Origin of the sequence: Mycobacterium sp. (assembly GCF_032161845.1) — a bacterium.
In the GTDB taxonomy this organism is placed as follows: Bacteria; Actinomycetota; Actinomycetes; order Mycobacteriales; family Mycobacteriaceae; genus Mycobacterium.
This window is the reverse complement of record NZ_JAVRQA010000456.1, coordinates 1-6,503: the sequence shown is the minus strand read 5'-3', so window position 1 is coordinate 6,503 and position 6,503 is coordinate 1. Positions and strand designations below refer to the sequence as shown.

General features: G+C 67.6%; 8 protein-coding genes and 2 pseudogenes. 2 read left to right on the top strand and 8 right to left on the bottom strand.

All coding sequences use genetic code 11. From position 1 onward, the window contains the following. From QOD90_RS24755 to QOD90_RS24740, 4 genes and pseudogenes are all read right to left on the bottom strand, one after another. Positions 1–94: pseudogene (locus QOD90_RS24755) on the bottom strand (30S ribosomal protein S12); the annotation flags it as partial. A 335-nt stretch (positions 95–429) separates the two neighbouring features. After that, positions 430–1,041, bottom strand: a pseudogene (locus QOD90_RS24750) (TetR/AcrR family transcriptional regulator). A 74-nt stretch (positions 1,042–1,115) separates the two neighbouring features. Further along, positions 1,116–1,637: a DUF3558 family protein gene (locus QOD90_RS24745; protein WP_526354042.1), complete on the bottom strand. Its 522-nt coding sequence runs from the start codon at positions 1,635–1,637 to the stop codon at positions 1,116–1,118. Next, complete coding sequence (locus QOD90_RS24740) at positions 1,634–2,173, bottom strand: DUF3558 family protein (protein WP_526354040.1); 540 nt, start codon at positions 2,171–2,173, stop codon at positions 1,634–1,636. Before QOD90_RS24740 ends, QOD90_RS24745 begins: the two co-directional genes overlap by 4 nt. 105 nt (positions 2,174–2,278) lie before the next feature. Here QOD90_RS24740 and QOD90_RS24735 point away from each other — a divergent pair, with 105 nt between their 5' ends. Both QOD90_RS24735 and QOD90_RS24730 read left to right on the top strand, forming a co-directional pair. Beyond that, on the top strand, positions 2,279–2,656 hold the full coding sequence (locus QOD90_RS24735; RefSeq protein WP_526354038.1) for a DUF3060 domain-containing protein: 378 nt from the start codon (positions 2,279–2,281) through the stop codon (positions 2,654–2,656). Between the two features lie 2 nt (positions 2,657–2,658). Next, complete coding sequence (locus QOD90_RS24730; RefSeq protein ID WP_526354036.1) at positions 2,659–3,057, top strand: DUF3060 domain-containing protein; 399 nt, start codon at positions 2,659–2,661, stop codon at positions 3,055–3,057. Positions 3,058–3,060: 3 nt separating this feature from the next. Here QOD90_RS24730 and QOD90_RS24725 read toward each other — a convergent pair whose 3' ends face one another. The 4 genes from QOD90_RS24725 to QOD90_RS24710 form a co-directional block, all read right to left on the bottom strand. After that, positions 3,061–3,834: a crotonase/enoyl-CoA hydratase family protein gene (locus QOD90_RS24725; protein WP_526354034.1), complete on the bottom strand. Its 774-nt coding sequence runs from the start codon at positions 3,832–3,834 to the stop codon at positions 3,061–3,063. After that, positions 3,831–4,595 (bottom strand): PaaX family transcriptional regulator C-terminal domain-containing protein, encoded by a 765-nt coding sequence (locus tag QOD90_RS24720; RefSeq protein ID WP_526354032.1) that lies wholly within the window; start codon positions 4,593–4,595, stop codon positions 3,831–3,833. The genes QOD90_RS24725 and QOD90_RS24720 overlap by 4 nt, the downstream gene beginning before the upstream one ends. Positions 4,596–4,600: 5 nt before the next feature. After that, the gene (locus tag QOD90_RS24715) at positions 4,601–5,539 is read right to left on the bottom strand and encodes an enoyl-CoA hydratase/isomerase family protein (RefSeq protein ID WP_526354030.1); all 939 of its coding nucleotides are present in this window, start codon (positions 5,537–5,539) and stop codon (positions 4,601–4,603) included. Between the two features lie 88 nt (positions 5,540–5,627). Further along, positions 5,628–6,503, bottom strand: an 876-nt coding sequence (locus QOD90_RS24710) for an acyl-CoA dehydrogenase family protein (protein ID WP_526354028.1), incomplete at its 5' end; no start/stop codon positions are given.

Genomic DNA, 6,503 nt, shown 5'->3' with positions numbered 1-6,503 from the left:
CGCGGCGCTGTGGGCTGCCCTTGAGGGCCGCGGTCTTGACCTTGGCGATCTTGTCCCGGCGACCCTTGCGGACCAGCTGGTTGATGGTTGGCATGTACCGGCTTTCTAGGTTGATCGGTTACTACGGTCGTTCTCAAGTCTGTGTACTGCGGTTACGCCCTGCCGCGTTACCCCGCGGCCGGGTGTGTCGCACACGCTCGCGCACCGAATCTCGACGATGCATCGTGGACATGCGAATTTGCCCGGCGTGCAGGCTTGCTTGCAGGCATCACAGCCCCAAAGCGCCCTATCGGCCAGGCACGATCGACCACAATACCTTCATCCGGTGGCGCAGGTCAAAGCGCGTGGGAGCCGCCAATTTGCCTGGTGAAGTGACCCGCGGAAATGAGCCGAGCGCTCATCGCCGTCGACTGCTCTTCGGGCGAGCGCTCATCGCCTCTCCATGCCGACCGCGAGCCGCAGGACCATGTCGGTGAACACGGCATCTGTGTCGATGGCGTCCATCACGCCGGTCATCTCCAGAAGCACGAAACCGTGCAGGGCAGACCAGAACTCCAACGCGGCGAAGAATCCGTTCTCGCCCTCCAGTCCGTAGGACGCCAGCACTGCGATGACCGGTTCGGCTGCCGCTCGCGTTGCCGCGGTGTACTCCGGATCGTCTCCACCGAGCGGCATCCGGGTGAACGCCTAATCACGGCCGGGGTGGTGGTGGGCGTAGCTGCGGTAGGCGCTGGCCATCGACACCACGGCGTCGTCGCGGGTGCGGCCGTCGCCGACGGTGTTCAGCATTCCGATGATGTCCTCGATGACCCGCATGCGCACCGTCCGGCGCAGGTCCTCCAGGCTGTCGACGTGGTTGTACAGCGACGGGCCCTTGGTGCCGAGCTGCATTGCGAGGGCGTTGATGGTGAGGGCGTCCCAGCCCTCGCGGTCGAGGAACGTCAGCGCCGCGTTCACGATGGCGTCCCGACTGAGCTTGGTCGCCCTCGCCGGGCTTCGCGACCTGCCCGTGCCGGGTGCCGACTCCGACCGAGCTGCCATGAGGTTGCGTCCTTCGGATCGAGTGCGCCCTGAGATTTGGGACAGCGAACGACTCTAACCCGCCGGTCGGCCGGTTAGCTCACTCTGTCCTGGCTGAGCTGCGCGAGCGTCTCGGTGATCGAGCAGAGATCCGGCAGCATGGCGGAGTTCACCGTCTGGACCGACCAGGTGATGACGTCACCCCCCTTTGCGACGTAGACGCTGCAGGCATTGTCGTCGTAGGCCTTGAATCCCTTGTTGCCGTTGACTGCCATCTCGGTGAGCGTGCGGCCCGCGTTCCGTTCGAGTGACCGTTCGGTGTCGAGGTCGCTGCCGCGGTACCACCACGTGGATATGCCCATGCCAATGCCGAAGTCGCCGATCGCGGTGTTCTCCTGCCAAAAGCAGCCGGCGTCGTTCACCACGACCCTGGTGAACAGGGTGGCTCCGACGGCCTTCGTGACGTCGGCGTCGGTCACGGCGTTGCAGTCGGTGCTGTGGAACACCTTGCCGGGGTCCACCGGCGACGGGGTCGGCGCCATCGACGCCGCCGGGGACCCGCAGGCGACGACGGAGCACACCGCGGCCAGGACGGCGAGCAGCCGTGCCCGCGTCACAGGTCCGCCGACAGCGTCGCCGACAGCAGTTTCTCGGCGGCCGTGCAGGGATCGTCCTCGCTCGGGCGAAACTGCACCCACCACGTCAGCACCCCTGATCCGGCAGCCGCGGTGGCCGAGCAGGCATTCGAGTTGTCGGGGCGCTGGGCCAGAAACGCCGGATGCCGTGCGACGTCGGTCTCCGTGATGCGCGAGCCCCGGTCGGTGGCGACGGCGCGTTCGCGGTCGATGCTGCCCTGTTCGAACCAGGAGAAGACGACGTCGATGAGGCCCGCGTCGGCCGACAGCACGTACTGACAGACGGCGCCGCTGAACGGTTTCACCAAGCTGTTCGCGCCGAGCAGATCCTTGATGGCGTCGTCGTGCAGAAGCCCGCAACGGTGGTCCACGTATCCGTAGCTGCGTTGTGGGTCGGGCACGCCGGGACGAGCCCGCTCGGCGGTCCCACCGACGGTCTGCGAGCACGCTGCCACGGCCACCATCGCGGCGGTCGCCGCAGCGACGGCCGTAACACCCCGTCCGACCAGCCCATGCATCGTGTGCACACGCTACCCAGAACCGGTGAAGTGGTGTCACTGGCACGGTTCGGCGACGTAGAGTCTGCCCAACGACGTAGCGCTTGGAAGCGAAGGGAAACCACCGTGGGTTGGAGAAGGCTTGGCACTTCGCTGGCGGTGGGCATGGTGGCCCTTTCGGGCGCTCTGTGCGTCGGAGTTCCGACCGCGCAGGCGAAGAACGGCGACACCCACATCACCGGCCAGGGCATCATCCAGACGCTGGACTGCAACGAGTCGGCCCTGATCGTGGTCGGCACCGGCAACACCGTCACGGCCGTCGGCACGTGCTGGGGCATCTCGGTCCAGGGATCGTCGAACATCGTGGTCGCGGACAACGTGATCAACGACATCACCGTCTACGGGTTCGACCAGACGGTCCTGTACCACGGTGGTGAGCCGACGGTCTGGGACCGCGGCCGGGAACTGGGTATGACCAACCGCATCGATCGGGTGCCCGCGTAGGCATGCGACTCGTCGTTCCGATTGCTGCGCTGACCGTCGTTGGAGTGCTCGGCCTTGCCGGCTGCGGCTCGGACTCCGACATCAGCTCGCCGACCATGACGGCCGGGTCGTCCGGGGTGCAGGTCGAGATCGGCAACACCATCAACTACGGATCGGTGGGGACGACCGCCGACATCGACTGCGCGGACGGAAAGTCGCTGACCATCGGCGGCTCCAACAACACCCTGACGGTCAAGGGCTCTTGCGCGAACGTGAACATCGGCGGCGCAGACAACAAGGTCACGTTCGAGAAGATCGTCGACGGGCTCAGCGTCGTCGGCCTCAACAACACGGTCGCGTACAAAGACGGCGATCCCAAGGTCAACGACACGGGATCGGGCAACTCGATCAGGAAGGGCTGACCGTCACGCGCTGCCGCCGTGCCGCCCCGCCCCGTCCGCGAAACGCTGTGCCCCAGCCAATGATTCGGCCGCCACCTTCGACATGCTGGCGAACTCGGCGTCCATCGCGTCGGACTCCGACAGACCCCACTGGTTGAGCGCGGACAGCCGATCGGCCCGAAGACACTGCTGCGGAAGTGCGGCCAGTTCGGCGGCCAGCGCCTCGGCGGCCTCCCGGGCCTGTCCGCGCGGCACCACGCGGTTGGCGAGGCCGATCGCGAACGCCTCGCCTGCGTCGACGCTGCGGCCGGTGAGGATGAGGTCCATCGCCCGGCCGTGCCCGATGAGCCGCGGCAGTCGTACCGTGCCACCGTCGATGAGCGGCACCCCCCAGCGGCGGCAGTAGACGCCGAAGACGGCGTCCTCCTCGGCCACCCGCATGTCACACCACAGCGCCAGTTCCAGCCCGCCTGCGACGGCGAACCCACTGACCGCGGCGATGACCGGCTTGGACAGCGCCATGCGCGACGGGCCCATCGGCCCGGGCCCGGTCCGGTGGACGGGGTTTGCGTCGGGTGTGCCAAACGCCTTGAGATCGGCTCCCGCACAGAAGGTTCCGTTGTCGCCCCAGAGCACCGCGACCGCGGCCGAGTCGTCGCTCTCGAACTGCTCGAACGCGGCGAAGAGGCCGGCCGCAGCGGGGCCGTTGACGGCGTTGCGCGCGTCCGGCCGATTCATGATCACCGTCGTCACGGGGCCGTTGCGCTCCACCCTCACGCCGCCAGGGTTGGTCGTCATCTTGCCTCCATCAATTCGGTGTCGTCGCGTCGCGCCGCCAGTTCGGCGGCGAAGTCGTGGTAGGCCAGCCGTAGTGCAGCACCCGGCCAGTCGTCGGGCAGCAGTTCCTTCGGCAGCACGGGATCGGCCAGCAGGTGCCGCACCATGCCCGCGGCGATGGCGAATCGCGCAGGCACGTCCGTGGCGCCGGCCATTTCGTCGAGCAGGCGGTGACCGGTACGGGCCCAGCCCGGCACGTCCCAGAGTGCGGCCACCAGACCGGCCGAATCGTCGTCACGGGCGTGCAGCACCCGCACCTTCGCCCGCTGCTCGTCGGTCAACTCGAGGTCGAGGTTCGCGGGGCGCATCCACACCCCCTCGCGGAGCTCGGCGAATCGCTTGTCGTGCAGCGTCGTTCGCAGCGCTGCCCGGGCCTTGGCGTCGGTGCCGACGGCGGTGATCACCAGGGTCGTCCACGTGTCATTCCATCGGCGAAGCCGTGGGTCCAGCGCGTCGTCCTGACGAAGCTGGCGGGCCAGCAGGCGGTCGGAGAGTCGGTAGCCGTCAGCTGAGCGCACCAAGTCGCCAGCACCGACCATCCGTGTCAGCGCTACCCGTAGCGTCGGCTCCCGGATGCCGAAATCCGCGGTGAGCCTGATCAGTTCACTCGCCGACGCCCACGCGGGGTGGGCGCCGAGCAGGACGCTCAGCACCACCGACCGCGCCGTCAACCGGGTGAGCGCTGGGTCGAGTCCCGTGTCGCTGCGCTCCTCGGCGCCCATCCCGGCTAGACCCCTGACGTCTTGCGCCCGGCGTCGCCGAACGGTTCGTCGCGGGCCTTCACCGCATCGCGGAAGCCGTGCTCGGTGGCTTCGGCAACGAATGCGTGGCCCTCGGGCGTGTGCCGTGCGACGCCGTCGAAGACCGTGCTGACCATTCTGCTGGTGGCGATGCCCTGGTTCATCAGTGCGGTGTTCAACGCCAGCTTGGCCATGATCAGCTGGTTGACGGGCATGGCGGCGATCCGCGCGACGAGGTTCTCCGTGCGCTCGTCGAGATCCTCCGGTTCGGGTGCCTCGATCGCCAGACCCCACTCGGCGGCCTGCGCGCCGCTGATGCAATCACCGGTGAAGAGGAGGCGTTTCGCGCGCTGATCGCCGAGGCGGTGCGCCCACAGGCCCGCGGCTGGCACTCCCCACACCCGCATCGGCGGGTAGCCGATCTTCGCGTCGGATGCCGCGATCACCTGGTCCGCGTGCAGTGCGATGTCGGTGCCACCCGCAACGCAGTACCCGTGGATCTTCACCACCGTCGGCTTGTCGGCGTGCATCAGGCTGGCGAAGCCACGCACGAACCGGCTCATCATCTGGTAGTCGATCATGGGGTCCCACGGCTGATTTGGCAGATGGTTGATCGCCTGGGTCTTGCCGTCGAGCACGGTGTCCTTGTAGCCGCCGGTACCACCCGCCGACGAGGTGCGGTCGGCGTAGGCGGACAGGTCGAAACCCGCACAGAAGCCCGCGCCGCGGCCGGAGATCAGCATCACGTGGACATTGGGATCGAGGTCGGCCCGCTCGACGAGCGCCGACAGTTCCAGTGGGGTATCGGCGACGATCGCGTTGCCCTTTTCGGGGCGGTTGAACGTGATTCGGGCAACCCTGCCGGTGACCTCGTAGGTCATCGTCTTCAGGTTGTCGAAGTCCACGGGTCTGATCGCATGTGTCACGCGGCGCCCCCTCTCCCCCGCGAGCAGTCGCAAAGGGCCCTCATTCGGGCCTTTTCAGGGCCGTTTACGTCTGCTCGCCAGAACCTCGTCATCCCTTGACCAACGCGCGCTCGATGATCGGCGCCAGGTCCAGTCCCGTCGGCAGGGTGCCGAACGCCCCACCCCATTGGCCGCCCAGTCGGCTGGCCAGGAATGCCTCGGCAACGGCTGGGTGTCCGTACCGCACCAGCAGCGAGCCCTGCAGCGCAAGAGAGATGTCCTCGGCGATCTTGCGGGCTCGGTACTGAACGCTCTCGAGGTCGCCCAATTCCGTGCGCAGTGACGTCACGTGGGCGTCCAGGCGCGGATCCTGGCCAGTCGTGCGGCTCAGCTCGTCGAACATCACCTCGACGCATTCTGGGCGGGTAGCCATGGCGCGCAGCGTGTCCAGTGCACTGACGTTGCCGGAACCCTCCCAGATGCCCATCAGCGGCGCCTCGCGGTACAGCCGCGGCATGCCGGACTCCTCGACATAGCCGTTGCCGCCGAGACACTCCATGGCCTCCGCCGCGTGTGGGGTGGCCCGTTTGCACACCCAGTACTTGCCTGCCGCGAGACCGATTCGGCGCAGCAGGTTTTCGCGGTCGTCACCGCGGGTCGCCCCGTCGGTGGCACCTGCCATCCGCATCGCCAGCATGGTGGCGGCTTCGGCTTCGACCGCAAGGTCGGCGAGCACGTTGCGCATCAGTGGTTGGTCGATCAGGTACGCGCCAAAGGCCTTTCGGTGCTGGGCGTGATGGATCGCCCGCGTCAACCCGGTACGCATGCTGGTTGCGCTGCCAAGGGTGCAGTCCAGCCGGGTCAGGTTGACCATCTCGATGATGGTCGGCACGCCACGGCCCTCCTCGCCGACCAGCCACGCCGTGGCGCCTTCGTACTCGACCTCGCTCGAGGCGTTGGCGTGGTTGCCGAGCTTGTCCTTGAG